The organism is Streptomyces amakusaensis (genome assembly GCF_039532665.1).
GTDB classification, from domain to species: domain Bacteria; phylum Actinomycetota; class Actinomycetes; order Streptomycetales; family Streptomycetaceae; genus Streptomyces; species Streptomyces amakusaensis.
The window spans coordinates 286,820-313,507 of the sequence record NZ_BAAASB010000003.1 but is presented as its reverse complement, the minus strand read 5'-3'; the positions used below and the strand labels follow the sequence as shown (position 1 = coordinate 313,507).

26 protein-coding genes and 1 pseudogene are annotated in these 26,688 nt (G+C 70.6%); 14 read left to right on the top strand and 13 right to left on the bottom strand.

Features of this window, described 5'->3' with window-relative positions:
• Positions 1-45: 45 nt before the first annotated feature.
• Positions 46-957: a sugar phosphate isomerase/epimerase family protein gene (locus tag ABD371_RS06525; protein WP_344473709.1), complete on the bottom strand. Its 912-nt coding sequence runs from the start codon at positions 955-957 to the stop codon at positions 46-48.
• 130 nt (positions 958-1,087) lie between these two features.
• Here ABD371_RS06525 and iolC point away from each other — a divergent pair, with 130 nt between their 5' ends.
• From iolC to ABD371_RS06500, 5 genes are all read left to right on the top strand, one after another.
• Positions 1,088-2,155, top strand: a complete 1,068-nt coding sequence (gene iolC / locus ABD371_RS06520; protein ID WP_344473707.1) for a 5-dehydro-2-deoxygluconokinase — start codon at positions 1,088-1,090, stop codon at positions 2,153-2,155.
• Positions 2,152-3,036: a Cgl0159 family (beta/alpha)8-fold protein gene (locus ABD371_RS06515; RefSeq protein WP_344473705.1), complete on the top strand. Its 885-nt coding sequence runs from the start codon at positions 2,152-2,154 to the stop codon at positions 3,034-3,036. The genes iolC and ABD371_RS06515 overlap by 4 nt, the downstream gene beginning before the upstream one ends.
• Positions 3,037-3,120: 84 nt before the next feature.
• Positions 3,121-4,038, top strand: coding sequence for a 5-deoxy-glucuronate isomerase (iolB, locus tag ABD371_RS06510; RefSeq protein ID WP_344473703.1), 918 nt, complete (start codon positions 3,121-3,123; stop codon positions 4,036-4,038).
• Positions 4,035-5,999, top strand: a complete 1,965-nt coding sequence (iolD, locus tag ABD371_RS06505; RefSeq protein ID WP_344473701.1) for a 3D-(3,5/4)-trihydroxycyclohexane-1,2-dione acylhydrolase (decyclizing) — start codon at positions 4,035-4,037, stop codon at positions 5,997-5,999. Before iolB ends, iolD begins: the two co-directional genes overlap by 4 nt.
• A 26-nt stretch (positions 6,000-6,025) precedes the next feature.
• Positions 6,026-7,528: a CoA-acylating methylmalonate-semialdehyde dehydrogenase gene (locus ABD371_RS06500; protein WP_344473699.1), complete on the top strand. Its 1,503-nt coding sequence runs from the start codon at positions 6,026-6,028 to the stop codon at positions 7,526-7,528.
• Between the two features lie 38 nt (positions 7,529-7,566).
• Here ABD371_RS06500 and ABD371_RS35830 read toward each other — a convergent pair.
• The 10 genes and pseudogenes from ABD371_RS35830 to ABD371_RS06450 form a co-directional block, all read right to left on the bottom strand.
• Positions 7,567-7,725: pseudogene (locus ABD371_RS35830) on the bottom strand (DUF397 domain-containing protein); the annotation flags it as partial.
• Positions 7,726-7,827: 102 nt separating this feature from the next.
• Entirely contained in the window at positions 7,828-8,349 is a 522-nt protein-coding gene (locus ABD371_RS06490; RefSeq protein WP_344473697.1) for a DUF6879 family protein, read from the bottom strand.
• The gene (locus ABD371_RS06485) at positions 8,330-8,452 is read right to left on the bottom strand and encodes a hypothetical protein (protein ID WP_344473695.1); all 123 of its coding nucleotides are present in this window, start codon (positions 8,450-8,452) and stop codon (positions 8,330-8,332) included. Before ABD371_RS06485 ends, ABD371_RS06490 begins: the two co-directional genes overlap by 20 nt.
• A 165-nt stretch (positions 8,453-8,617) precedes the next feature.
• Positions 8,618-8,821: a DUF397 domain-containing protein gene (locus ABD371_RS06480; RefSeq protein ID WP_344474104.1), complete on the bottom strand. Its 204-nt coding sequence runs from the start codon at positions 8,819-8,821 to the stop codon at positions 8,618-8,620.
• Positions 8,822-8,851: 30 nt separating this feature from the next.
• Positions 8,852-9,283, bottom strand: coding sequence for a hypothetical protein (locus ABD371_RS06475; protein ID WP_344473692.1), 432 nt, complete (start codon positions 9,281-9,283; stop codon positions 8,852-8,854).
• A gap of 73 nt (positions 9,284-9,356) precedes the next feature.
• Complete coding sequence (locus tag ABD371_RS06470) at positions 9,357-9,788, bottom strand: glycine-rich domain-containing protein (protein WP_344473690.1); 432 nt, start codon at positions 9,786-9,788, stop codon at positions 9,357-9,359.
• A gap of 588 nt (positions 9,789-10,376) precedes the next feature.
• Positions 10,377-11,225, bottom strand: coding sequence for a DUF5753 domain-containing protein (locus tag ABD371_RS06465; RefSeq protein WP_344473688.1), 849 nt, complete (start codon positions 11,223-11,225; stop codon positions 10,377-10,379).
• A 19-nt stretch (positions 11,226-11,244) separates the two neighbouring features.
• A complete protein-coding gene (locus tag ABD371_RS06460; protein ID WP_344473686.1) occupies positions 11,245-11,769 on the bottom strand; it encodes a DUF6879 family protein in 525 nt (174 codons plus the stop codon).
• Positions 11,770-12,218: 449 nt separating this feature from the next.
• Positions 12,219-12,425: a DUF397 domain-containing protein gene (locus ABD371_RS06455; RefSeq protein ID WP_344473684.1), complete on the bottom strand. Its 207-nt coding sequence runs from the start codon at positions 12,423-12,425 to the stop codon at positions 12,219-12,221.
• Positions 12,422-13,261: a helix-turn-helix domain-containing protein gene (locus ABD371_RS06450; RefSeq protein ID WP_344473682.1), complete on the bottom strand. Its 840-nt coding sequence runs from the start codon at positions 13,259-13,261 to the stop codon at positions 12,422-12,424. The genes ABD371_RS06455 and ABD371_RS06450 overlap by 4 nt, the downstream gene beginning before the upstream one ends.
• A gap of 272 nt (positions 13,262-13,533) precedes the next feature.
• Here ABD371_RS06450 and ABD371_RS06445 point away from each other — a divergent pair, with 272 nt between their 5' ends.
• Entirely contained in the window at positions 13,534-13,776 is a 243-nt protein-coding gene (locus tag ABD371_RS06445; protein ID WP_344473680.1) for a hypothetical protein, read from the top strand.
• Between the two features lie 601 nt (positions 13,777-14,377).
• Here the strand turns inward: ABD371_RS06445 and ABD371_RS06440 are convergent.
• Positions 14,378-15,580, bottom strand: coding sequence for a S8 family peptidase (locus ABD371_RS06440; RefSeq protein ID WP_344473678.1), 1,203 nt, complete (start codon positions 15,578-15,580; stop codon positions 14,378-14,380).
• A gap of 233 nt (positions 15,581-15,813) precedes the next feature.
• On the opposite strand from ABD371_RS06440, the gene ABD371_RS06435 reads away from it, so the two are divergent.
• On the top strand, positions 15,814-18,552 hold the full coding sequence (locus ABD371_RS06435; protein ID WP_344473676.1) for an alpha/beta fold hydrolase: 2,739 nt from the start codon (positions 15,814-15,816) through the stop codon (positions 18,550-18,552).
• Positions 18,549-19,427 carry an ABC transporter permease gene (locus ABD371_RS06430; RefSeq protein ID WP_344473674.1) on the top strand — a complete coding sequence of 293 codons (879 nt, stop codon included), beginning with the start codon at positions 18,549-18,551 and terminating at the stop codon, positions 19,425-19,427. Before ABD371_RS06435 ends, ABD371_RS06430 begins: the two co-directional genes overlap by 4 nt.
• Before the next feature lie 28 nt (positions 19,428-19,455).
• Here the strand turns inward: ABD371_RS06430 and ABD371_RS06425 are convergent, their stop codons facing one another.
• The gene (locus ABD371_RS06425) at positions 19,456-20,148 is read right to left on the bottom strand and encodes a DNA-binding response regulator (protein WP_344473672.1); all 693 of its coding nucleotides are present in this window, start codon (positions 20,146-20,148) and stop codon (positions 19,456-19,458) included.
• A 207-nt stretch (positions 20,149-20,355) separates the two neighbouring features.
• Here ABD371_RS06425 and ABD371_RS06420 point away from each other — a divergent pair, with 207 nt between their 5' ends.
• From ABD371_RS06420 to ABD371_RS06395, 6 genes are all read left to right on the top strand, one after another.
• Positions 20,356-20,829 (top strand): anthrone oxygenase family protein, encoded by a 474-nt coding sequence (locus ABD371_RS06420; RefSeq protein WP_344473670.1) that lies wholly within the window; start codon positions 20,356-20,358, stop codon positions 20,827-20,829.
• 246 nt (positions 20,830-21,075) lie between these two features.
• Complete coding sequence (locus tag ABD371_RS06415) at positions 21,076-21,570, top strand: hypothetical protein (RefSeq protein WP_344473669.1); 495 nt, start codon at positions 21,076-21,078, stop codon at positions 21,568-21,570.
• 41 nt (positions 21,571-21,611) lie between these two features.
• Positions 21,612-23,093, top strand: a complete 1,482-nt coding sequence (locus ABD371_RS06410; RefSeq protein ID WP_344473667.1) for a sensor histidine kinase — start codon at positions 21,612-21,614, stop codon at positions 23,091-23,093.
• Positions 22,996-23,655 (top strand): response regulator transcription factor, encoded by a 660-nt coding sequence (locus ABD371_RS06405; RefSeq protein ID WP_190122574.1) that lies wholly within the window; start codon positions 22,996-22,998, stop codon positions 23,653-23,655. Before ABD371_RS06410 ends, ABD371_RS06405 begins: the two co-directional genes overlap by 98 nt.
• Before the next feature lie 336 nt (positions 23,656-23,991).
• A complete protein-coding gene (locus tag ABD371_RS06400) occupies positions 23,992-24,594 on the top strand; it encodes a carbonic anhydrase (RefSeq protein ID WP_344474102.1) in 603 nt (200 codons plus the stop codon).
• Between the two features lie 102 nt (positions 24,595-24,696).
• Positions 24,697-26,589 carry a SulP family inorganic anion transporter gene (locus ABD371_RS06395; RefSeq protein ID WP_344473665.1) on the top strand — a complete coding sequence of 631 codons (1,893 nt, stop codon included), beginning with the start codon at positions 24,697-24,699 and terminating at the stop codon, positions 26,587-26,589.
• Positions 26,590-26,688: the final 99 nt, after the last annotated feature.

Genomic DNA, 26,688 nt, shown 5'->3' with positions numbered 1-26,688 from the left:
GTGTGATGAGCGGGCGACAACCATGACGGATCCGTCACCTGCCCCTCAGACCCCGCAAGAGCGCAGGAACCTGCGCGTCCGCTCGGCGATGGGGAAGGGCTTCTCCGGCGGACAGGGATACATGTCCTGCTCCACGATGGCGAAGAGATCGACGTCCAGCGCGGCGGCGGCCTTCAGCACGGGCTCCAGGTCGGGCACCCCGGCGGGCGGTTCGCACATCACCCCCCGCCCCACGGCCGGCCCGAAGGGCAGCTCGTCCGCGACGACCCCGGCGAGCACGGCCGGGTCCACCTGCTTGAGATGGAGATAGCCGATCCGCTCCCCGTAGGTCTCGATCAGCTTGACGCTGTCGCCGCCGCAGTAGGCGTAGTGACCGGTGTCCAGACAGAGCGAGACCAGCCCGGGATCGGTCGCGTCGAGGAACCGGGCGACGTTCTCCTCGCTGTCGATGTGCGTGTCCGCGTGCGGATGGACCACGATCCTCAGCCCGTACCGCTCGCGCACCTCATGCCCCAGCCGCTCCGTCTGAGCGGTCAGATCGCGCCACTGTGCGGGCGTCAGCGTCCGGGGCTCCAGCACCCGGCCGGTCTTGTCGTCCCGCCAGAAGGAGGGGATGACGACCAGGTGCTCCGCGCCCATCGCCCGGGTGAGCGCCGCGATGTCCGCGACATGCGCCCAGGTCTTCTCCCAGACGGCCGGACCGTGGTGCAGAGAGGTGAAGACCGTCCCCGCCGACACCTTCAGCCCGCGCCGGGCGGTCTCCTGTGCCAGCACGGCCGGATCGCCGGGGAGATAGCCGTGGGGGCCCAGCTCGATCCACTCGTAACCGGCCTCCGCGACCTCGTCGAGGAAGCGCCGCCAGGGCACCTGGAGCGGATCATCGGGAAACCACACCCCCCAGGAGTCGGGGGCCGAGCCGACCCGGATGCGGTGCGGGGAGGGGACGGGGGAGGTCATGCGCCCGAGCTTTCCGGCCGCCGCGAAGGGGTGTCAAGCACTCGTCCGAATGTAAGGACAAAATGTTGACAGGGCTCGGGAGAGAGCATTAGACCTGAGGAGAGCCGGGCGTCGAACCGAAGGGACGCACATGACACAGGCGTACGACCCTCAGCCGTACGACGTGATCACGATGGGCCGGATCGGGGTGGACCTGTATCCGCTCCGCACCGGGGTGCCCCTGGCGCGGGTCGAGACCTTCGGCAAGTTCCTCGGCGGCTCGGCCTCCAACGTCGCCGTGGCCGCCGCCCGGCTCGGCCGCCGCACGGCGCTGATCACCCGTACCGGCCAGGACGCCTTCGGGGAGTATCTCCACGAGGCACTGGCCGGATTCGGCGTGGACGACCGCTGGGTGACGCCCGTGCCCGCCTACCCGACCCCCGTCACCTTCTGCGAGATCTTCCCCCCGGACGACTTCCCGCTCTACTTCTACCGGCTGCCCAAGGCCCCCGACCTGGAGATCCACGAGCACGAGCTGGATCTGCCGGCCGTCCGCGCCGCCCGGGTCTTCTGGATGACCGGAACCGGACTCTGCGCCGAGCCCAGCCGGAGCGCCACACTGGCCGCGCTCGCCCACCGCGACCGCGCCGGGATCACGGTCTTCGACCTCGACTGGCGGCCGATGTTCTGGCCCGACCCCGACACGGCACGGCCGTACTACCGGCAGGCGCTCGGCCACGCCACCGTCGCCGTCGGCAATCTGGCGGAGTGTGAGATCGCCACCGGCGAGCGCGAACCGGAGGCGGCGGCGCGCGCCCTGCTCGCCGCCGGGGTGGAGCTGGCCGTCGTCAAACAGGGCCCCAAGGGCGTCCTCGCCCTCCACCGCGACGGCACCCGGGCCGAGGTCCCGCCGGTCCCCGTCGACGTGGTCAACGGCCTCGGCGCGGGCGACGCCTTCGGCGGGGCGCTCTGCCACGGACTGCTCGCGGGCTGGGAACCGTCACGGATCATGGAGTACGCCAACGCGGCCGGGGCGATCGTCGCCTCCCGGCTCGCCTGCTCGGCCGCCATGCCGTACCCGCCGGAGGTCGACCAGGTCCTCGCGGGCGGCCCGATCCCGCCCGGCCCGCCCCTCCCCGCCACCGATGCCGGAGCCGTTGCCGACACCGGAGCCGTTGCCGGCACCGGAACGGCCGCCGCCCCCGGGGAGCCGTCGTGACCAGGGTCGACATCGCCGAGCTGGTCGGCATCCGCAGCCGCCACCCCGAGGCCGTCGCCGAGGCGGCGGGCCGCCGCAGACGGCGGCCCGGTCTCATCGGCGAGAGCGGACGGCTGATGATCGTCGCCGCCGACCACCCCGGCCGCGGCGCGCTCGCCGTCGGCGACAGCCGTCTCGCCATGGCCAACCGCCTCGACCTCCTCGAACGGCTCTGCCTCGCGCTCTCCCGCCCCGGCGTCGACGGCGTCCTCGCCACCGCCGACATCCTGGACGATCTCCTCCTCCTCGGCGCGCTCGACGACAAGATCGTCGTGGGCTCCATGAACCGGGGCGGCCTCGCGGGCGCCTCCTTCGAGCTGGACGACCGCTTCACCGGCCACCGCGCCCAGGATCTCGCCCGCCTCGGCTTCGACGCGGGCAAACTGCTCCTGCGCATCGACTACCAGGACCCGGGCTCGCTCGACACCCTCCACTCCACCGCCCGCGCCGTGGACGAGATGGCCGAGCGCCGGCTCCCCGTCTTCGTCGAGCCGTTCATCTGCCACCGGATCGACGGCCGCCTCCGCAACGACCTCCGCGCCGAGGCCGTCACCCGCTCCATCGCCATCGCCTCCGGACTGGCCGGCACCTCCGCCTACACCTGGCTGAAGGTCCCCGTCACCGAGAACCCGGACGACATGGCGGCCGTGATGGAGACCTCCACCCTCCCCGCCGTGATTCTCGGCGGAGAGATCGGGGACGATCAGCACGGGGCATATGAGAAATGGCGGAGCGCCCTGCAACTCCCCACCGTCCAGGGGCTGGTGGTGGGCCGCTCGCTGCTCTACCCGCCCGGCGGCGATGTCGCCGGCGCGGTCGACACGGCCGTGGGGCTGCTGTAGGGACAAGGGATTCACCGGGGCGGAGGACCGGCACACCGCCGCGCCGGACCACCGGGAACGGGCACAGGGGTATACGGAGAGGTCATGAGCACCGACGAAACGCGTCACCCGGCCGACGACGGCCCCCGCCGTCTGCATGTGCGGGCCGGCACCGCGGCGACAGACCCGTACACCCTCAGCATCGACCCCCGGCGGGCCGGCTGGACCCACTCCGCCCTCCGGGTGCTGGAGCTGGCCCCCGGCGAGTCCCACGCGCTGGCCACCGGCGACAGCGAGTGGATCGTGCTGCCGCTCAGCGGCGGCTGCGTCGTCACCACACCCGACGCGACTTTCGAACTCCTGGGCAGGGAGAGCGTATTCGGCCACGTCACCGACTTCGCCTATCTCCCCCGAGACGCCCAGGCACAGATCGCCTCCGGCGCGGGAGGCCGCTTCGCCCTGGCAGGAGCGAAGTGCGAGCGACGACTCCCCGCTCGCTACGGCCCCGCGCCGGAGGTATCCGTCGAACTGCGCGGCTCCGGCGACTGCTCGCGCCAGGTCAACAACTTCGCCGCCGCCGACGCCTTCGACTGCGACCGGCTCATCGCCGTCGAGGTCCTCACCCCCGGCGGGAACTGGTCCTCCTACCCGCCGCACAAGCACGACCTGCGCCGGCCCGGCGTCGAGTCCGAGCTGGAGGAGATCTACTACTTCGAGATCGAGGGCGACGGCGTCGGCTACCACCGGGTCTCCCCCTCCCGTCCCGGCGGGGCCGATGTGCTCGCCGAGGTGCGCACCGGGGACGCCGTCCTCGTCCCCGACGGCTGGCACGGCCCCTCCATCGCCCCGCCCGGCCGCGCCATGTACTACCTCAATGTGATGGCCGGTCCGGGCGACACCCGGGAGTGGCTGATCAGCGACCACCCGGAGCACGGCTGGATCCGCGACACCTGGCCCGGACAGCCGGTCGACCCCCGGCTGCCGCTCCGCCCGGCCGCCGCTCCCGGGGAGGACCGCCGATGAGCACCCGCCGGCTCACCGTCGCCCAGGCCCTGGTCGCCTTCCTCGCCCGCCAGCACACCGAGCGGGACGGCCACCGCCAACGGCTGATCACCGCCGCCTGGGGGATCTTCGGCCACGGCAATGTGGCCGGCATCGGCCAGGCCCTCCTGGAGTCCGGCGCGGGCCCCCGCCCCGACCGCCCCGGCCCCCGCCCCGGCCTCCCCCCGGCCCCCGCCGGCACCCCGCGACCCGCCTCCGGGGCCCCGACGCTCCCGTACCTCCAGGGCCGCAACGAACAGGCCATGGTCCACGCCGCCGTCGGCTACGCCCGCCAGCGCCGCAGACTCTCCACGCACGCCGTGACCACCTCCATCGGCCCCGGCGCGACCAATCTCGTCACCGGCGCGGCCCTCGCCACCGTCAACCGGCTGCCCGTGCTGCTCCTCCCCGGCGACGTCTTCGCCACCCGCCCCGCCGACCCCGTACTCCAGCAGCTCGAACTTCCCCACGCGGGCGATGTCTCCGTCAACGACGCACTCCGCCCGGTCTCCCGCTACTTCGACCGGGTGACCCGCCCCGAGGCGCTGATCCCCGCCGCGCTCCAGGCGATGCGCACGCTCACCGACCCTGCCGAGACCGGCGCGGTGACCCTCGCACTGCCCCAGGACGTCCAGACCGAGGCGTACGACTGGCCCGAGGAGTTCTTCGCCGAGCGGATCTGGCGGGTCGACCGCCCCCGCCCCGACCTCCGGGCGCTCGGCGAGACCCGCCGGGCGCTGGCCGCCGCGCGCCGGCCGCTGATCGTCGCGGGCGGCGGCGTCCACCACAGCGAGGCCGAGGACGCGCTGCGCGCCCTCGCCGACGCGACCGGCGTCCCCGTCGCCTCCACCCAGGTGGGCAAGGGCTCCCTGCCCCACGACCACCCCTGCGACGTCGGCGGCATCGGCCACACCGGCACCGCCACCGCCGACGAACTCGCCCGTACGGCCGATCTGGTGATCGGCGTCGGCACCCGCTGGTCGGACTTCACCACCGCCTCCGCCACCCTCTTCCAGAACCCCGAAGTCCGCTTCATCAACATCAACATCGCCTCGTTCGACGCCCACAAGATGGCCGGGCTCTCCGTCCTCGCCGACGCCCGCGCCGCCCTCACCGAGCTGACCGCCGCCGTCCCTGAGGGCGTACCGCGCGTACCCCCCTCGTACGAGGCCGGGTACCGGGCGGGCAAGGAGCGCTGGGAGCGGCTCGTCGACCGGGCGTACGCGGCGGACGACCCGGCCGCCCGGCCCACCCAGCCGCAGGTGCTGGGCGTCCTCGACTCCCTCGTCACCGGCGAGGACATCGTGATCAACGCGGCGGGCTCGCTCCCCGGCGACCTCCACAAGCTGTGGCGCGCCCGCTCGGCCGACCAGTACCACGTCGAATACGGCTACTCCTGCATGGGATACGAGATCCCGGCGGCCGTCGGGGTGCGGATGGCCGCGCCCGGCCGGCCCGTCTGGGCGCTCGTCGGCGACGGCACCTATCTGATGAACCCCACCGAGATCGTCACCGCCGTCCAGGAGAACATCCCCATCAAGGTGGTGATCGTCCAGAACCACGGCTACGCCTCGATCGGCGGTCTCTCCGAGTCCGTCGGCGGCGAGCGCTTCGGCACCGCCTACCGCTACCGCGCCCCCGACGGCGCGTACACCGGCGATCCGCTCCCGGTCGACCTCGCCGCCAACGCCGCCTCGCTCGGTCTGCGCGTCCTGCGCGCCGCCTCCGTGGGCGAGCTGCGCGAGGCCCTCGCCGAGGCCCGCGCCTCCGAGGTCCCCACCGGCGTCTACGTCGAGACCGCCCCGGCGGATCCCTCGGCGGGCGCGCCCCCGGCCCAGGCCTGGTGGGACGTCCCGGTGGCGGAGGTCGCGACCCGTCCGGCCGCCGTGGCCGCCCGCGAGGAGTACGAGCGCCGGGTCGCGGCCCGCCGCCGCCCACTGTGAGACCCGAAGATGAGGAGCCTTCCGTCATGACGAAGACCGTCAACCACTGGATCGGCGGCAGGGCCGTCGAGGGCGCGTCCGGGAACTGGGGGCCGGTCACCGACCCGGCGACCGGAGAGATCACCACCCGGGTGGCGCTGGCCTCCGCCGAGGAGGTCGCCGCCGCCGTCGCCGTCGCGAAGGAGGCGTACGCCGAGTGGGGGACCTCCTCGCTCGCCCGGCGCACCGCCGTCCTCTTCCGCTACCGGGCCCTGCTGGACGCCCGCCGGGACGACATCGCGGCGCTGATCACCGCCGAGCACGGCAAGGTGCACGCCGACGCCCTCGGCGAGGTCGCGCGCGGCCTGGAGATCGTCGAGCTGGCCTGCGGGATCACCACCGCGCTCAAGGGCGAGCTGTCCACCGAGGTCTCCGGCCGGGTGGACGTCGCCTCGATCCGCCGGCCGCTGGGCGTGGTCGCGGGCATCACCCCCTTCAACTTCCCCGCGATGGTCCCGATGTGGATGTTCCCCCTGGCGATCGCCTGCGGGAACACCTTCGTCCTCAAGCCCAGCGAGAAGGACCCCTCCGCCGCCAACCTCCTGGCCGAGCTGGCCGCCGAGGCCGGCCTGCCGGACGGCGTGCTCAATGTGGTCCACGGCGACAAGACCGCGGTCGACGCCCTGCTCGAACACCCGGACGTCGCCGCCGTCTCCTTCGTCGGCTCCACCCCGATCGCCCGCCACATCCACACCACCGCCTCCGCCCACGGCAAGCGCGTCCAGGCCCTCGGCGGCGCCAAGAACCACATGCTCGTCCTCCCCGACGCCGACCTCGACGCCGCCGCGGACGCCGCGGTCTCGGCCGCCTACGGATCCGCGGGCGAGCGCTGCATGGCGATCTCCGCCGTCGTCGCCCTGGACTCCGTCGCCGACCAACTGGTCGACAAGATCCGCGAACGCGCCGAAAAGATCCGCATCGGCCCCGGTGACGACCCCTCCTCCGAGATGGGCCCCCTCATCACCCGCGCCCACCGCGACAAGGTCGCCTCCTACGTCACCGGCGCCGCCGCCCAGGGCGCCCACGTCGTCCTCGACGGCACCGGCCACACCGTCGAGGGCTACGAGGGCGGCCACTGGATCGGCATCTCCCTCCTCGACCACGTCTCCCCCGACTCCGACGCCTACCGCGACGAGATCTTCGGCCCCGTCCTCTGCGTCCTCCGCGCCCCCACCTACGAAGCGGGCCTCGCCCTCATCAACGCCTCCCCCTACGGCAACGGCACCGCCATCTTCACCCGCGACGGCGGAGCCGCCCGCCGCTTCCAACTGGAGGCCGAGGCCGGCATGGTCGGGGTCAACGTCCCCATCCCCGTCCCCGTCGGCTACCACTCCTTCGGCGGCTGGAAAGACTCCCTCTTCGGCGACCACCACATCTACGGCAACGACGGCGTCCACTTCTACACCCGCGGCAAAGTCATCACCACCCGCTGGCCCGACCCCTCCGAGCCGCACGCGGGCGTGGACCTGGGGTTCCCCCGTAACCACTGAGCCGCCACCGGCCGGGGGGCGTCGGACACGCCCGAGCCCTACCGTTCCAGGGAATGGGGAACGGCGGGGCTCGGGGTGTTGTGCGGGTGTCTAGATCTTGGCGGAAACGGGCGAGTGTCATCAGGCCGGCGAACGCGGAGGGGGGAGGCCATCAGGGTCGGCCCGGTCGGGTTCTTGCTGTCCCGGACGGGGACGACGCCGGTGGCAGACGCGTGATCGGGGGACCACTCGACGCATCAACCACCTTGAACCACTGGCTACTCGCAATTCCCGCAGCGCTCTGCCCAGGTCTGTTCCGTTTACGCTTCCCCGTACTGCTCCCACCAGTCAGCAAAAGGTACCGCCCGGCTCAGGGCCGTGTCTCGCCGTTCCAGCCATTCAGCAGGACTGGTGTGGGATTCCGCGCCGAGGAATTTGCCGCCCTCGGCATAGTTCATGGAGACGACGGACGATTCATCGAACATCCAGAAGTCCGGAACACCTTCGAGCGGGTTCGGTTGATTCGTGGTGTCCAGGATGAAGAACTCTTCACCAGCCTTGGCGTTCTTCTGGTATCCCCATCCAAGTTCGAACCGAAGATAGTCCGTCATGGGTCGCGAAATGATGTGGACGCGATACATGCGCTTTCCCGTGTCAATGTTCCCACATACCTCGTCGGACCATTCCTGGTTGTAGTTGTCCGGCTGAGGCTCACTGGCCAGGAACGCGCGGATCATCTCCGCGTCTGATGATCCGCTGTAGTCGTCCAAGGTCTCCAGCCGGAAGGCTTCCCGGCGGAAGGTGGAGAAAAGTTTCTCGAACTCAGCGGGCGAGATATTCACGCGCGTACCTCTCGATGATCTCTGCGGGGATGCGGGCCACGGTCTCACCGGCCGGAACGTCCAGACCGGCCGTCTCGGCGTCCGTCGTGTTGTAGCCCTGCACCAGGAGGTTTGTGGAGTCTGGCCAGGTAGATCGTGCGGTCTTGTCGTACCGCTTCCCTCCCTCATGGTGACCGCACGCCCGAGCCCTACCGTTCCAGGGAATGGGGAACGGCGGGGCTCGGGGTGTTGTGCGGGTGTCTGATCTCGGCGGAACGGGCGAGTGTCACTAGGCTGGCGAACGCCGAGGGGGGGAGGCCATCCAGGTCGGCCCGGTCGGGTTCTTGCTGTCCCGGCCGGTGCCGGTGCCGGGGGCGGGGGTGGGGGTGTGGTCGGGGGGCCACTCGACGCATGAACCACCTTGGCCGCTGTAGACGGCTTCCGGTCCGGTTCGACCGCAGGTGAAATCCCCGTACCCGAAAGGCGCGGGGATTTCCCGCGTTCCGGCCCACGAGCCACGTGTTCAGGCGCTGTAGAACGTGGGACGCTCCGCCAGCTGATCCGGGGTGAGTCCCTCGACGGTCAGGTTTCCCGTCCAGAGCTGGTCACGGTTGGCGTATGTCGTGTCGAACCGTACGCGTCTGCCGCCGGGCTCCAGTTTCCATCCCCGTTGTTGGAATTGTGCGATGCGATCGCTGCCGCACACGAATGCCCGGGTCGCTTGGGCGAGTACCCATCGGGCCAGTTCCTTCTCCCCGGCCGTGGTCCGTTCGCAGTTGCGGGCCATCTGCCAGAGGCGTCCCCATTCGACTCCGGGGGTCAGCGGGCCGACGATGGCCACGTCTCCGATCCGTCGTTCGTCAAGGTGGTGGGTGGCGTAGCCGAACACCGTGCCGAACATGGCGAATACGGTGACCCGACTGCTTCCGGTGAGGCCCTCGTCAGTGCTGCTCATCCTGGGAGCCTTTGGCTGTGGTGGTCCGGGCGGCTCAGTTCCGCCCGGACCGTTTTCGTTCAGTGGGAGTGGATCAGCAGCCGTCGCCGTCACCGCAGCACGCGGGCGGGTTGCAGTCCTTCGCCGCGCCCCACAGGCGGTCGTCCACGTGGAACCCGGCGGCCCTGACGCGGTCCACCACGGAACCGATCAGAGGGCGGGTGCGGACGGTGGCCTTGGGCTCGTGTCCGAGGAAGAACCCGAACTGTTCGTCGCACCACGCGGCGTAAGCCTGGGTGTGGAGCACGAACGAGTGCCATCCGTGGTCCACGGCGTCGGACGGGGTCATGTCGAACGCGCGGGTGTCGCCCATGACTTTGAGGAAGGCGAGGGCCTGGTCCACGATCCGCCGCGCGGTGGACAGCTCGTGTCCGTACTCCTCCGCGCAGAACTCCGACACCTTCTCGAACAGCTCGGGACTGACGAGGTCCCGCCCGCGCCGCAAGACGACGGGGGATTCCAGCATGGTCGTCACGGTGAGATTCCCTCTCTCTTGACGGTTGGGGACTGGTTGCGCGGGGGGCGGGGGCGGGGACTTGAGGGAAGCCGGAGGGCTTCCGTGATCTGCTCTACGGCGTGTGCGGGGAGGATGCCGAGGTGCACGTACGCGTCCCCGTTGTACGTGACAGTGGGGCGTATGCCACTCCAAGCCGATTCGGGTACTCCGAGGGCGGCCAGCGCGGCGCGTATCGCTTCTGAGGCGTCAGTGGCCTTCGCTCGGCTGTCCCGCCAGGTCTGCATCTCCATCAGGCGGCCACTGCCTCAGTCTTCGGGCACCTGTCGTGTCGGTGGACGATGACGGGCGCACCCGATGCGCGTTCGATGGCTCCCCGGACCGCAACTTCGAGCGGCTTGAGCTTGAGCTTGCGCCTGCGGGCGGAGTACGTGTGTCCAGGTGCGTAGGTCGCGTACTCGCAAGCGTCCCGGTCGGACTCCGGGGCCTCTTCCTTCTTGGTTCTTGCCATGTCGCACCTCTCCGCTTCGTCGGGTGTGCTGACGACGTTAGGGAGGGCTCTGGGCAGGCATCCACGTTGTTGCAAGCTGTTGCACGGATTCACTCAAGCGCGCTGATGGCCTTGGTGATCAGGGCGCGGGCCGGCACTCCGAGCGCAGCGATTCGGGACAGGTCCGTGAAGGCACGGAGGTAGGTTCCGATCTCCCCGGGGGCAGTCAGGTTGATCTCCGCTGTCAGGGTTTCGACGGCTACCTGTTGGTCGTCAAAGGCGTAGAAGGCTTCTAGGGGCCAGACGGTCCGGCGGGCGCGGGCGGGGATGATCCCGAGGGACAGGTTCGGCTGGCCCATGACCGTGAGCAGGTACTCAAGCTGTGCGCGCATCGCGGCGTCGTCCGCGACGCGGTAGTAGAGAACCGTCTCTTCGAGGAGGATCGCGAAGCGGTGGTCCCCCTCCCGGAGTACGCGGGAGCGGGACTGCCGGGCCCTCACGGCGTCGGCCACGTCGTCCGGGGTGCCCTGGAAGGCCGTGATGGCCTTGAGGAGGCCTGTCGTGTACCCGGCAATCTGGAGCATGCCGGGCACGACGTTCGACGCGTAGACGCGAAATGAGCGTGTCCGCTGGTAGAGCGGGGTTGTCTTCTCGTGGACGCGGCGCATGCCGTCGCGGTGGATCTGCTTCCACTCGACGTACATGGACTCTGCGTTTCGGGAGGCAGCGATTATGTCGGCCGCCTGGTCAGCGGCACCACAGGCCGCGCACCACGCACGGATATCCGCGTCGGACGGCCAGGAAATACCTCGGGCGATCCTGGACGACTTGGCCCTGTGCCAGCCGCACAGGACGGCCAGGTCATGCCCTGAGAGCCCAGCGTCCTTCATGAGTCCTTGGAGACGAGTGGCCACGGCTGCCCGTGCCGCTTGGGCTGTGGAGAGAGGGGAGGAAGGCATGAGCTGACCGGTCAGTGACTCAGACGGTGTACTTCTCGTGTGGGATGCCGCGCTCCCACACTGCTTCAAAGGCCGCCGTGCAGTGGGCGGTTACGGAAGGGTCCTCGGTCTGGTCGGTGTGGACCCACCGGCCGACCCCGTCGAAGATGTTGAACTGGACCAGCTTCCCGTCAAACAGCCAGAAGTCATTCCCCGGGAGGACAAGGTCAGATGCTTGCCTGCGGGGGAGCCAGCGGACTTGTTCACCTGCCATCACGTTGGTGAACGTGAAGGAGTGCTCAAACGCGATGTAGTCGCTTACGGGCTCCGAGATCACCCGGGCCCTGCGGATCAGCACACCCTTGGCGGTGACCTCCTGTACGAGGTCGAGCCAGGGGCGCCACCAGGAGGCCCGGTCGTCCGGGTTCAGTCGGTGCCCCTGCTTCCACTCGGCGAAGCCCTTGGTCTCGTTATTGACGCCATACCCGTCTCGCATCTCCAGATGTACGGCCGACTTCTGGACCGACCTGATGAGGCCGGAGAAGTCAGTCAGACTCTGCGACACGAATGGCCTCCTTGAGGAGCGGAATCATCCTGGACTCAAGGATGATCAAGGTTTCGTCTTCGGACCGAGGCGAGTCGGACGAGGCTTGGCTGAGCGTCTCAGCGTCCGCCCGGCGCCCCTGGACCAGGATGCGCCGGCCGTCATCCACCCACACGGCTGGGCAACCGTGATCCCCAGACTCTGGATCTTTACCAACGAACCGTAAGGCCATGGTGTCTCTTCCCTGTCGAGCGCGGTGCGCCTGGTTGCACGACCTTCACTCTGGCGGATCGGCGTGGTCAAGGGGGCCGAAATGGCGGACCAGAGGGAGATTTTGGCGATGTGGAGTCCGGCCAGGTAGATCGTTGCGGTCTTGTCGTACCGCTTCCGTCCCTCATGGTGACCGCACGGCCGAGCCCCACCGTTCCGGAAGATGGGAAACGGCAGGGCTCGGAGTGCTGTGCGGGTGTCTAGACCTCGGCGGAACGGGCGAGCGTCACCAGGCCGGCGAACGCCGAGGGGGAGACCATCAGGGTCGGCCCGGCCGGGTTCTTGCTGTCCCGGACGGGGACGATTCCGGTGGCGGAAGCGTGCTCAGGGGACCACTCGACGCATGAACCACCTTGACCGCTGAACGAGGACTTGACCCATATCAAAGTGGGGGAGTCGGTAGTCACAGGATGTCCCTTCGAGCCTCATTGATCATTTCTACGGAGGCCGCCTGGGAAAGAGACACGGCCTGGAGCTGATGGTAAGTCCTCACCAGCGGCAGTACGGACGTCGGTTCGCGGTCAAGATGACCATGGGTCTCAGACTCGACATAAGACATCACGGAGCGATCCGTCATGGTCAGCAAGTTGACCAAACGCTTGAACGGTCGACGCTCGCCCAGCTCGTACGGTGCTATCTGAAGCATGGTGTTCCCTTGTGCCGCAAAGTCAACGAGGCCCGCCAACTGCGCTGCCATCACGCGCGGGCCGCCCACCAGTCGACGGATACAGCTCTCGTCCAGGACCACGATCACGACAGGCGGCAGGGGGCGGATGAGTGCTGCCTGCCGATCCGCCAGAAACTCAACTCGCTCCCGGGCCTGGTCGGGCGGGATCGCCCCGTATGTGACGACGCTCTGCTCTATGGCTGCCGCGTACTCCGGCGTCTGAAGCAGTCCGGGGATCGCTCCCACCTCGAAGAGCCGGATCTCTGCCGCACGGGCTTCGTGCCCGACGTACTCCGGGAACCCCTCCAGCAGCGCGCCGTTTCGCATCTTGCGCCACGCGTCCTCGAACGTGTCCGCAGTGTGTTCGAGCCCAAACACGATGTCAGCGCGTATCGCGAACGGGAGAGTTGGCGGCTTCCGCCCGGTTTCAATCGCGGAAATATGCCGCCCTGAATATCCCATGTGTGCGCCAAGGTCATCTTGCTTCCAGCCGCGTGCATCGCGCGAACTGCGTAAACGTGCCCCGAACGCTGCTTTTGGTGAAGCGTCCGGGTTCAGCTTCTTACGATTTACCAATGTGCCCTCCCGGTGCAGCTCCGTTGAAGAGTGGCTCGACGATAGTCCAGCCTGGCACTCCTCGTGACGGAGATGTCACGGAGAGGAGTTCGCGGTGTCTGGTATGAACGGTTTCCCGGACGGGCAGGGGGCCGGCGCACGGGGTGCCCGCCCTCGCGGGCCTGGTCACGGCCTTACGCGTTGGCGACCGGGCAACGGCTCACCGGCTGGTGTGGTGCTTCGTGACTTCGGTTGACGGGGTGGCCCCCGATCACGCGTCCCCTGGGGGCGACATGAGCGACGTTCTCGAAAACGGTGCCCTCGCCGTGGATACCCGCACGGGTGCTCTCGGGGTGGTCATGGACAACGGCGCGCACGCCGGGGGCGGCTGCTACTCACTCCGTCCGCCCGGGGGCGGCATCGAGTGGACCGCAGACCCCGAGGACGTTCGTCCGGCGACCAACGCCGACCGGCTCCGGCCGGCTCTCACGGAGATCAACGCCAGAAGCAGATACGGGAATTCTGCATGGGGGTGACGCAGCGTTTCAGCCACGTTGTGTGGACGCTCAAGACCGCCCGACCGGCCTGCGGACAGTGGCAGTCGGACGGGTCTCACAGGCTCGCTCACCATCGATGGGAGACCAGTGTCACGCCGTACGGCAGAGGAGAAGGCGGCGGCCCGTGAACGCGTCGTCGCCGACCGGGACACCGTCATCGACCGCTACACCCGGGGCGAGAGCCTCAGAGCCATCGCCCGCGTCTATGACGTACACGCCCCCTGGCTCTCGGCCCGCCTCACCCGTTGGGGCGTCGAGGTCCGCGCCCACAACGCACCCCCCACCTCGCACACCCACGTACAGAGGGATAGTGAAACCGGAGCGGTAACGGCGATCCGCTGTCCCGACCCTCGATGCGGACGGGTTGCCGATGTCAGCCGAAACCGTCTCAACGACCACCTCGCCACGGCCACGGGTACCCGGTGCGCCCTGTCCGGCAGTCACGTACAGGACAAGGCGCCCAGCGGGAACACCTGAACCCGCGCGCTCCCGTCCTTGGCAAGCACTCGGTCCTGCGGACTCTGGGCTCACGGGGCCCCGGGTGCGGGCGGAACCGTCCGCACCCGGGTACCGGGAAGGTCTAGAAGAGCGAGTACAGCAGCTTGTTGGGGGAGCCGGTCCGGGGGTCCTGGACCTTGTCGTTGGTGGCGTTGTTGACGATGGCGTCGCGGACCTGGGCCGGGGTGGCGGAGGGGTTGGAGGTCAGGTAGAGGGCGGCGACGCCCGCGACGTGGGGGGCGGCCATGGAGGTGCCCGAGATGGTGTTGGTGGCGGTGTCGTTGGTGCGCCAGGCGGAGGTGACGCTGACGCCGGGGGCGAAGAGGTCGAGGCAGTTGTTGAAGTTGGAGAAGGAGGCCCGGCGGTCGGAGCTGTCGGTGGCGCCGACGGTGATGGCCTCGGTGACGCGGGCGGGGGAGTAGTTGCAGGCGTTCTGGGGCTGGCCGAGGGCGTTGCCGTTGCCGGCGGCGACCGCGTAGCTGATGCCGGAGGCGATGGACCGCCGCACGGCGGTGTCCAGCGAGGTGTTGGCCCCGCCGCCCAGGCTCATGTTGGCCACGGCGGGCTTCCTGGCGTTGGCGGTCACCCAGTCGACGCCCGCGATGACCCCGGCGGTGGTGCCGGAGCCCTGGCAGTTCAGTACGCGTACGGCGATGAGGTTGACGTTCTTGGCGACGCCGTAGGCCGTGCCGCCGACGGTGCCGGCGACATGGGTGCCGTGCCCCTGGCAGTCCTGGCCGTTCTGTCCGCCGCCCACGGTGTCGGTGCCGACGCTGGCGCGCCCGCCGAACTCGCCGTGGCTGGTGCGGATGCCGGTGTCGATGATGTACGCGTTCACCCCCGCGCCGGTGGTGTTGTAGGTGTACGTCGTCGAGAGCGGCAGATTGCGCTGGTCGATCCGGTCGATGCCCCAGGTGGCGTTGGTCTGGGTCGCGGAGAGGGAGACCTTCGCGTCCTGCTCGACGTAGGAGACGCGTGGATCGGCGGCCAGCTGCCGGGCCTTCGCGGCGGACATCGTGGTGGAGAAGCCCTTGAGGGCGCTGCGGTAGGTGTGCTTGGGGGTGACCCCGAGATCGGCGGCGCGGGTGGAGCCGTCCTTCAGGACGACGATCCAGCCGTCGGCCACGGCGGTGGCGGCGGGGGCGAGCCGGAGGTCGCCGGCGGCCGGGGCCGGCGGGGTCGCGCCGTGCGCGGTGGGGGAGAGGGCGAGCTGGAGACCGGCCGTGAGGGCGATCGCGGGAAGCAGCGCGCCGATACGGCGGGCGGAGGATCTCATCTGGTGCACCTGACCTTTCGTTGACCGGATCACGGGCAAGTACGGGTGTGCGTGGTGCCTGGGTGCGGTGTGCGCCGAACAGCCTCCCCTGACATGAGACATGACACAAGAGTCGTGCATGGCCGGTCCGGCGCGTACCGCGCCCGGCGTAGCCGCCGGGGCCCGCGTACTCCGGAGGGAGGCCGCCGGGCTCCGCCCGGAGGCAGCCGATCGCCCCCGGCGGCTCCGCATAGGGTTTGACCATGCAGATCCGACTTCCCCGGCCCCGCCGCCGAGGCCGATGGCTCGCCGGGGCCGCCGCCGTCGCCGTCCTCGCGGGCGCGGGCACCTGGACCGCGGCGGCCGACGACGACGCCCCGAGCGTGCACCGCGAGGACCGGGTGCGGGAGATGCCGGGGGCGAGGATCGACACCTCGTACTTCACCTCGGGCGACAAGGACCGCCGCCGCCCGGCGGTGCTCCTCGGGCACGGCTTCGGCGGCAGCAAGGACGATGTCCGCGCCCAGGCCGAGCGGCTCGCCCGCGACGGCTACGCCGTGCTGACCTGGTCCGCCCGGGGCTTCGGCGCGTCCACCGGCCGGATCGGCCTCAACGACCCCGACTTCGAGGTCAAGGACGTCTCACGGCTGATCGACTGGCTGGCCGGCCGCCCCGAGATAGCGCTCGACGCCAAGGGCGACCCGCGCGTCGGCATCGCCGGCACCTCCTACGGCGGGGCGGTCTCCCTCCTCGCCGCGGGACACGACGACCGCGTCGACGCGATCGCCCCCTCCCTCACCTACTGGAACCTCGCCGACGCGCTCTTCCCCGACGGCGTCTTCAAGAAGCTCTGGGCGGGCATCTTCTTCTCCAGCGGCTCGCTCCCGAGCGCCCCCGGCGGTCGTGTCCCGGACGCGGGCGTGCCCACCGGGCCGGCCACCGGGACCCCCGGCTCCTCGGCCGACCGCCCCGCCAACCCCGCGGGCTGCGGAAACTTCCAGCCCGCGATCTGCGCCCTGTACGAGCGGGTGGCCGTCGCGGGGAAGCCCGACCGGGCCGCCCGCGAGCTGCTGGAGAGCCACAGCCCCTCCGCCGTCGGCGACCGGATCAAGGTCCCCACCCTGATCGTCCAGGGCCAGGCCGACTCCCTCTTCCCCCTCGGCCACGCCGACGCCATGGCCAAGGCCGTCAGCGCCAACGGCGCGCCGGTCTCCGTCGACTGGACCGCGGGCGGCCACGACGGCGGCGACCGCGAGAACGCCCGTGTCGAGAGCCGGGTCAACGCCTGGTTCGACCGCCATCTGAAGGGTGACACCGACGCCGGCACCGGCCCCGCCTTCCGGGTCAGCCGCGCCGGAGGCGTCGACTCCACCGACGGACAGGCCCTGCTGCGCGGGGCGCACGGCAGCCGCTACCCGGGTCTGCGCGGCGAGGTCCGCGCCGTCCCGCTCACCGCCGGGGAGCAGAGCTTCTCCAACCCGGCCGGCGCGGCCCCGCCCGCGATCTCCGCGGTCCCCGGCCTCAGCGGCGGCCTCGGCCAGTTCTCCTCCCTCGGCATCGGCCTCTCCCTCGACTTCCCGGGCCAGCACGCCCGCTTCGACTCCCGGCCGCTCACCCGCCCCCTGCGGATCACCGGCTCGCCCACCGTCCGCGTCAAGGTGGCCTCCACCACCGGCGAGGCGGTCCTCTTCGGGAAGGTGTACGACGTCGGACCCGACGGACGGCAGCAGGTGCTCCCCTCCCAGCTCGTCGCCCCCGTCCGGATCGAGGACGCCCGCCGGGGCAAGGAGGTCACCCTGACCCTGCCCGCCGTCGACCACGAGATCGACGCGGGCCACCGGCTGCGGCTGGTGCTCTCCGCGACCGACCTCGGCTACGCCTCCCCGGCGGCCCCCGCCCGCTACACCGTCGGCCTCACCGGCTCGGGCGAGCTGTCCGTACCCACCGCGCCCGGGGTGAAGACCCAGCCCGCCGGCTGGCCCTGGTGGACCTGGGGCCTCCCGCTCGGGGCCGCGGCGATCGCCGCCGTCCTGCTGCTCACCGCCCGCCGCCGCACCGCGGCCCCGCCGCCCGAGCCCGAGCTCGCCGAGGTCCCGCTGGAGATCACCGGCCTGGCCAAGCGGTACGCCAAGTCCTCCGAGCGCTACGCCGTCAAGGAACTCTCCTTCCGGGTCGAGAAGGGCCAGGTGCTCGGACTGCTCGGCCCCAACGGCGCGGGCAAGACCACCACCCTGCGGATGCTGATGGGCCTCATCCGGCCCGACGAGGGCGAGATCCGGGTCTTCGGCCACGCCATCCGCCCGGGCGCGCCGGTGCTCTCCCGGGTCGGCGCGTTCGTGGAGGGCGCGGGCTTCCTGCCGCATCTGACCGGCCGCGACAATCTGGAGCTGTACTGGCGGGCCACCGGCCGCCCCGCGGACGACGCCCACATCGCGGAGGCCCTGGAGATCGCCGGACTCGGCGACGCCCTCGCCCGCGCCGTGCGCACCTACTCCCAGGGCATGCGGCAGCGCCTCGCCATCGCGCAGGCCATGCTCGGCATGCCGGATCTGCTCATCCTCGACGAGCCGACCAACGGCCTCGACCCGCCGCAGATCCGCGAGATGAGGGACGTCATGATCCGCTACGCGGCCGGCGGCCGTACGGTCATCGTCTCCAGCCATCTCCTCTCCGAGGTCGAGCAGTCCTGCACCCATCTCGTGGTGATGGACCGGGGCCGGCTGATCCAGGCCGGACCGGTCGCGGAGATCACCGGCGGGGGAGACACTCTGCTGGTCACCACCGCGGCCGAGATCTCCGTACCCCTGGCGGAGAAGATCGCCGCACTGCCGGGCATCGGCTCGGCCGTCACGGTGGACGGGGGAGTGCTGGTACGGCTCGACGGGATCACCGCGAACGAGCTGATCGGCGAACTCGTCCGGCTGGACGTCCCGCTGACCGGCGTCGGCCCCCACCGCCGTCTCGAAGACGCCTTCCTCACCCTGATCGGAGGTTCCGCATGAGCACGCTCACCGAATCGGCCGCGTCGACCGAGTCGGCCCCCGGCTACCGCGCCCGGCACACCCTGCCGCTGCGCGTCGAGGCGGTACGGCAGCTGAAACGCCGGCGGACCATGGTGATGGCGGGGATACTGGCCGCCCTGCCGCTGGTGCTCGTCGCCGCCTTCGCGATCGGCGGCTCCCCCGGCGGGGAGGAGGGCGACACCCGTATCACCCTGATGGACACGGCGACCGCCTCCGGCGTCAACTTCGCCGCCACCTGCCTGTTCGCCTCCGCCGGTTTTCTGCTGGTGGTGCCGGTCGCCCTGTTCCACGGGGACACCGTGGCCTCCGAGGCCAACTGGTCCTCCCTGCGCTATCTGCTGGCCGCGCCCGTCCCGCGCAGCCGGCTGCTCTGGTCCAAGCTGGCCGTGGCGCTCGGCTTCAGCGCCGCCGCAATGGTGCTGCTGCCGGTCGTCGCCCTGGCCACGGGGACCATCGCCTACGGCTGGGGCCCGCTGAAGCTGCCCACCGGCGGCTCCCTCGCCACCGGCGAGACCCTGCCCAGGCTGGCCCTGGCGGTGGCCTTCATCTTCCTCTCCCAACTGGTCACGGCGGGCCTCGCCTTCTGGCTCTCCACCAAGACCGACGCCCCGCTGGGCGCGGTCGGCGGCGCGGTCGGGCTGACGATCGTCGGCAATGTGCTGGACGCGGTCACCGCGCTCGGCGACTGGCGCGAGGTGCTCCCCGCCCACTGGCAGTTCGCCTGGATCGACGCGCTCCAGCCCGAGCTGGAGTGGGGCGGCATGGTGAAGGGCGCGGCGGTCTCGGTCTCCTACGCGCTGATCCTGTTCGCGCTCGCCTTCCGGAGCTTCTCGCGCAAGGACATCGTGTCCTGATCCGGAGGCCTGTATCGGCTCAGGACCCTCAGATCCACCCCCGGCGAGCCGCCTCCGCCCCCGCGCGGAAGCGGCTCGTCGTGCCGAGGGCGGCGAGCAGCTCCCCCACCCGGCGGCTGTACGTACGCCCCGAGACGCCCAGCCTGACCGCGGCGGCCTCGTCCGTCAGCCCCGCCAACAGGGCCTGGAGCACCGCGCGGAGATGAGCGGGCAGCGCCCCGGGCGATGTGCCCGGCTCCTCGCCCCGCTCCCACCACGCGCGATGGGTCCGCACCAGCGCCCGGACCACCACCCGGTCCCGGATCACCAGCATTCCGTTGTGGTACGCGTCGAGATCGAGCGGAACGGCGGCGACGGCGCGGTCGGCGACGATTATGGCGAAGGGGATCGTGTCCGTCACCCGGGCCTCGCCCGGGTGGTGCCAGCGCTGCCCCGCGTGCGCCAGCCGCGCCAGCCCGCGCCGGGGCGCGATCCACCGGATCGTGGTGCTCCGGAGCGCCGACTCGTGGACGCACTCGCCGAGCGAGTGCGCGAGGGCCCCGGGAACGTCCTGACCGGCCGGGCCCGCGGGATCCTCGAAGCCGAGCAGCTCCCGGCCCGCCGAGCGGACCAGGCCCCTGAGCACCGCCCCGATCCGCTCGGGCCCGTGCACCGGCTGCCCCGGCGTCTCCCGCGGAACGGACCGCGACAGCTCCCCGCCGAGCCCGGTACCCGGAAACATCGCCAACGGCATGGCGCAGCACCCCCGCTGTCCGTGCGGACGCGCGGGCCGTCCCCACGAACCACGCGCGTACTCAATGTACTCACACGACAGCACACCGTGACAAGTGTGTGCTGCGGGTACGGCGGGCTCGCGACGGGCGCGCGGCTGCCGTGCGACGGGCGGGCCGATCGCGCCGAACGCCGGTGCCCGGCCATGATGTTCGCCATGCCGACCCTTCTGCTCGCCCTCGCGATCGTCTCGAACGGCCTGTACGCGGGCTTCATGCTCGCCTTCCGCACGGGGGTCATGCCCGCCCTCGCCCGGCTCGCCGACGAACAGTTCCTGGCGGCCATGCGCCGTATCAACGAGGCGGTGCCCCGGCCGCTGTTCCTGCTGACCTTCGTCTCGATCGTCGTCTTCCCGGCGCTGGCGCTGGCCTTCCCGGCCGCCGGCCGCACCGGTCTCCAGCGCGGGCTGATCGCCGCCGGCCTGCTCTGCGCGATCCTCAACCACCTCGTCACCGTCGCCGGGAACGTCCCCCTCAACAACGCCCTCGCGGCGAGCGGGGCCCCCGGCGACCGGACCCCGGACCGCGAGGCGCGCGCCGCCTTCGAGCCCCGCTGGAACCGGTTCCATCTCGTCCGCACGCTTTTCACGGTCGCGGCCTTCGCCCTGCTGGTCGCCGCCGCGCTGTGGTGACGGCGGCCGGACCCGGGCGGTCCCCGCGCGGATCACCCACGGTTCGTTGAGTCATCGGCGGCCCGGACGCGTATCTTCCATCGACCCGTCCGACAGCTATCCCCCACCATGGGCCGACGACCTCAAGAGGGTGCAGAAGAAGGTGACTTACCGACCGGTTTCCCCAGGTGCGCGCCGGTGCGCGCGGGATATGAGAAACCTCTCCTCTTTCAATCGACTGTTCGATTCAGGAAGCACACTCTCCGCATGACACCGAGGAAATCCCATGTGGCGATGACGATGGTGTGCGCCCTGGCCGGAGCGGGACTGCTCGCGGGCCACGGGTGGGCCGAGGGACCGGGAAGGCCGCTGGATCTCGGACCCACGATCGTCGTGCATCCGAAGGAGGGCCCCCTGCCCTCGGCGACGGCGCGCCGCAAGGCCACGCCGTCGCCGATGTCGCCCTCCTTACCCTCGCCCTCGCGGGTGCGGACCGTTCCCGCATCGCCTTCCGCCACCGTCTCCGCGAGCTCCGCCGGCCGTCCGCCGACGAAGTCCGCGAAGCCCGTGAACCCCGCCTCCCGCCAGTCCGGGGGCCGGCCCGTGCGCACCCTTCCCCCGCCGCACAGCTCGGACCGGATCCCCGTACCGGAGATCGACGAGGAGGAGGACGAGGAGGAGAACGCCGACGGCGGCGGGGGCGGCAGCGGAGAGATCTCCGGTGACGACGGTGATGACGGTGATGAGGACGACGAGTCGTGAAACGAAGAACAGCGAGCGCCCGATCGCGGATCGTCGGATGGATGCTGCTCCTCGTGGGTGCCGCGCTGGCCGCGCCCACCATCGGCATCACCGTCGTCTGGCAGGCGCAGCTCGACAGCCAGATGGACGAGCAGCTGCAGCGGGAGGTCGAGAAGCTCCGCCGGTTCGCCAGGGCCGCGACGGACTCCACCACCGGGCAGCCCTTCCGCGACGGGGCGTCGCTGCTGACCCAGTTCATGACGGTCCATCTCCCCAGCCGGGAGGAGACCTTCTTCAGCATCGTCGACGGCAAGGCCGACCGCCGCAGCCCGACGCCGGTGCCCCACTACTTCGACCGCGACCGGGCCGTGGTCGAGAAACTGGCGAGCCTGCGCGGCACCACCGTGGGCTGGCTCGACTCCCCGGTGGGCAAGGTGCGGTACGGCGTGGTCCCGGTCCGGGTGGCCGGGGACCCCAAGGACGTACGCCTGGTGGTGCTGGAGTTCCGCGACCGTCAGCTCAGCGAGGAGCGGAGGGTGGCCAAAATGCTGATAGCCACCGCCATCGTGGCGCTGGTATGCGCCGGGCTCGCCAGCTGGCTGGTCGCCGGACGGATCCTCGCCCCGATCCGTCTCGTACGGCAGACCGCCGCCCGGATCGGGGAGTCGGACCTCACCCAGCGGCTGGATGTGCAGGGCGACGACGACGTCGCCGCCCTCGCGCACACCTTCAACCACATGCTGGACCGGCTGGAGCGCGCCTTCACCACCCAGCGGCGGTTCCTGGACGAGGTGGGGCACGAGCTGCGCACCCCCATCACTGTGGTCAGGGGCCATCTGGAGCTGATGGAGGACGGCGGCTTCGACGAGCAGATGGTCACCCGCACCCTGCTGGTCGACGAACTCGACCGGATGAGCCGCATCGTGGACGATCTGATGCTGCTGGCCAAGGCCGAGCGGCCGGACTTCCTGACGGTCGGCGAGACCAACCTCACCGATCTGATCGTGGACGTGGTCGCCAAGGCCAGGGCGCTGGGCAACCGGCACTGGCGGGTGGCCGCCGTCTCCGAGGCGACCGTCCTGGTCGACGGGCAGCGGCTCACCCAGGGGCTGATCCAGCTCGCGGCGAACGCGGTCCGGCACACGCTGGACGGCGACCTCATCGAGATGGGCTCGGCGGTCCAGGAGGGCCGGGTGCTGCTCTGGGTCCGGGACACCGGTCTGGGCGTCGGCCCGGTGGACCGGGACCGGATCTTCGGCCGCTTCGTGCAGGCCGGCCGGGTCACCTCGCCCGCGCAGGCGGGCACCGGCATCGGCCTCGGTCTCGCCATCGTGCGCGAGATCGCCGAGGCGCACGGCGGCACCGCGTGGGTAGAGGACGCCGAGACCGGAGGCGCTCGGTTCGTACTGGACTTGCCGGCGTTCTACCCCTGGCAGAGAGGACATCATGCACCGGATCCTGATAGCGGAGGACGAAGCGGGAATCGCCTCCTTCGTGGAAAAAGGCCTGCGCAGCAATGGCTTCGTCACCGCCGTCGTCGGTGACGGACTCTCGGCGTACGAGATAGCCCGGGCCGGCGACTGCGATCTGATGATCCTCGACCTGGGCCTGCCCGCCGTCGACGGGCTCACCGTGCTGCGCAAGCTCAGGGAGTTGAGGGTGACCCTTCCGGTGGTCATCCTGACGGCCCGGGACAGCGTCTCGGACGTGGTCGCCGGTCTTGAGGGCGGCGCGGACGACTACATCTCCAAGCCGTTCGCCTTCGAGGAGCTGCTGGCGCGGGTCCGCTTGCGACTGCGCGGGGAGGCGGGGCCGGAGGCCTCGGTGCTGCGGGTGGGCGACCTCGTACTCGATCTGCGCACCCGGCGGGTGCATGTGGACGGGCGGGTGGCGGAGCTGTCGGCGCGCGAGTTCGCCCTCGCGGAGGTCTTTCTGCGCAACCCCGACCAGGTGCTGACGCGGGAACAGCTGCTCAGCCGGGTCTGGGGCTTCGACTACGACCCCGGGTCGAACATCGTCGACGTGTATGTGCGGTATCTGAGGCGCAAGCTGGGGCCCGACCGGGTGGAGACCATCCGCGGCGTCGGGTACCGGCTGCGGGCCTGAACGGAACCGCGGGCCCGTGCGGGGCCTTCGGTCCGGCCCCGCACGGGCCGGGCCGGCGGCTCGGCCGAGTCGGTTCGGATGCTGACAAGTACCTGAATCAGCCCTTGTGCGAGCGGTGACTCTCCGTGCGTCGCCGCCTACGGAGGAATGGGTTGATCTCCCTTGCGAGGGATCAATCCGCCCGGCCGACATCGTTGTCATGGCCATGAGAACTCTCTCACCGTGATCTCACAGATGACTCATCACTCGGGCGCATGCTTCCGGGCCAAGACGTCCACCGCCGGGCGTCCCTCCCGTCCCCGTTCCCCAGCGGGCCCCCCGTCAGGAGTGATGACCTTGAAGCATCTTCTCGACAACGCGCGTAACTTCCGCCACCGGATGGCCCCCGAGAGCGACACCTTCCGCGGCTTCGCGTCCGGTCAGAACCCGGGAACGCTCTTCATCACCTGCTCCGACTCCCGGGTGATCCCCAGCCTCATCACCGGCTCGGCCCCCGGCGAGGTCTTCGAACTGCGCAACGCCGGCAACATCATCCCGCCCTACGCCCCGGGCGCGCAGTCCGGGGAGGCCGCCACCATCGAGTACGCGGTGGATGTGCTCAGGGTCCAGGACATCGTGGTCTGCGGCCACTCCCACTGCGGAGCCGTCGGAGCCCTCGCCAGCGACGCGGACCTCACCGAGCTGCCCAGCGTCGCCGAGTGGGTCGCCTTCGCCCGGCCCGCGCTCGCCCCGATGCTCGGCACCCCACCGGACGACCTCGCCTTCGCCGACTACGTCCAGCGCCATGTCTCCGCCCAGCTGGACATCCTGCGCGGCTACCCCAAGGTCCAGAACGCCGTGAACGAGGGCCGGCTCGAACTGCACGGCTGGTACTACCGCGTCGACACGGCCGAGGTCCTCGAACTCGACGAGCTGCGCGGAGAGTTCCAGCAGAACTGACATCCCCCGGGCCGTCAGGCTCCCCCACCCCCCACACGCACCCGCCGCCGTGCACGAGCATCCCCCAGCTCCCCGGCGAGCGGATGCGGCGAAAGGATTACTGTGTCGACTGAACGAATGCGTCCCGGTGCTGGGCGGCATGCGAGAAGCGGACAGTCCACCGGTCAGCCCGGCTCCTCCCCCTCTCTCGCTGGTTCCTTCAGTGCGGACTTCACCGCCTCGATCGTCGTCTTCCTCGTAGCCCTGCCCCTGTGCATCGGAGTCGCGGCCGCTTCCGGTGTCAATGTCGCCCTCGGTATCGTCACCGGCATCGTCGGCGGCGTGATCGTCGGCTTCCTCCCCGGCAGCAGCCTCCAGGTCAGCGGACCGGCCGCCGGACTCGCCGTCCTCGTCCTCGGGTTCGTCAACGAACACGGGGTGGCGATGCTCGGCCCCGTCGTCCTCATCTCCGGCCTGTTGCAGATGGGCCTTGGCCTGCTGAGGATGGGCCGGATCTTCCAGTCCATCTCGGTCTCCGTGGTCCAGGGCATGCTCGCGGGCATCGGAGTCCCCCTGATCCTGAGCCAGATCTACGCGCTGGTGGACTCCCCGCAGCTCGGCACCGCCCTGAAGAACATCGCCGGGCTGCCCGAGCTGGTCGCCGATGTCGTCAGCGACCGCCAGAAGGCCCTGGCCCTGCTCCTGGGCGTCATGGCGGTGGCCCTCTGCTTCCTCTGGCGCAAGGTCCCCGCGCCGTTCAGCAAGGTCCCCGCGCCCCTGGTCGCGGTGTTCCTCGGCTCGGCCATCGCCGCACTGCCCGGCTTCGAGATCAACAAGGTCGCCTTCGACAACATGCTGACGGCGATCGACTTCGTCGGCCCCTCGTCGATGGGCGGCATCTTCGACCCGGCCATCCTCGTCATGATCTTCACCTTCACGGTCATCGCCTCGGCCGAGAGCCTCTTCAGCGCCGCAGCCGTCGACCGGATGCACACCGGGCCGCGCACCAAGTACAACAAGGAACTCTTCTCCCAGGGCGTCGGCAACACCATCTGCGGCTTCCTCGGCGCGCTGCCCATGACCGCCGTCATCGTGCGCAGCGCCGCCAATGTCCAGGCCGGTGCCAAGACCAAGGTCTCCCGCATCCTGCACGGTGTCTGGCTCCTCGGCTTCGGACTCCTGCTGCCGGGCCTGCTCGGGCTCATCCCCATCACCGTCCTCGCCGGTGTGCTGCTCCACGCGGGGTGGAAGCTCTTCAACCCGCCCGCGTTCGCGCAGATGTGGAAGACCGACCGGGCCGAGGGCGCGGTCATGTTCGTCACGACCTTCGCCATCGTGGTCACCAACCTCCTCGAAGGAGTGCTGATCGGCCTCGGGCTCGCGGTCATCCTCACCGCCATGCGGATGTCGAGGATGACCGTCGGCAAGACCGTCGACGGAGACCTGGTCCGGCTGGAGCTGAAGGGCAACGCGACCTTCCTCCGGCTGCCCCGGCTGATCGACACCCTGGAGTCCCTCTCCGGCGAGAAGCGGGTCCTCGTGGACGCCACCGGCATCTCGCATCTCGACCTCGCCTGCCGCAGTCAGATCGAGGAGTGGGCCGACCAGCACCGCAAAGCCGGAGCCGAGTACGTGGAGGTCCTCCTCCCCGGCGCGACCCCCAAGCCCGCAGAGGAGCAGGAGACCATGGACGAGACCGTCGACGCCCGGCACGACCGGCTGCCCGACACCGTCGGAGCCGCCTCCTCGTCGCCCTTCGAGCCGGCGCGCTCCCACACGCCGGAGCTCGAACCCGCCCACTACCACGCACCGACCCACGCGCATCTGGCGCACGGCGGGCCGCACGCCCGGCAGCACCCCTCGGGACACGGTTCGCACGGACCCGGCAACACCCGCCCCGTACATCCCCAGCCGCACCACACGCCGCAGCCGACGTACATCCCGTCCCAGGGCGAGCCGGTCCCGGCCCACGAGGAGCGGGCGGTCCAGAACTCCGGCGAAGGGACGCGGCGATGAAGCCCTTGCGAACCGCGCTCGCCGACGCGCTCCACTTAAAGGATCTGCGCGACCTCACCCATCACCGCCATCAGACCGGCCGCCCCCGGTCCGCCGCGC